Below are 267 nucleotides of genomic sequence, written 5' to 3' on the forward strand. Positions count from 1 at the left end.
GCCATGCTGCAGGGCCTGTTCGATACCTACCAGCTCGAACCTCCGGTCCTATTCAGCGAGCATGTCACCGGGGACGGGCAGCAGTTGTTCGAGCACGCTGCCAAGCTCAACTACGAGGGCATCATCTCCAAGCGGGCCGATGCTCCATACCGGTCGGAGCGGGGCGAGGCCTGGCTGAAGGTGAAGACGGTTCAGCGCGAGAAATTCCCGATCGTCGGCTTCGTCAAGGACCCCACTGGCGTGGCAGCCCTTTACCTTGGCAAGCAG

1 pseudogene is annotated in these 267 nt (G+C 62.2%); it reads left to right on the forward strand.

Annotated features, from left to right (window positions below):
- Nucleotides 1-267: pseudogene (locus tag BraRD5C2_RS38560) on the forward strand (non-homologous end-joining DNA ligase); the annotation flags it as partial.

It is taken from the genome of Bradyrhizobium sp. RD5-C2, assembly GCF_019972155.1.
In the GTDB taxonomy this organism is placed as follows: Bacteria; Pseudomonadota; Alphaproteobacteria; order Rhizobiales; family Xanthobacteraceae; genus Bradyrhizobium.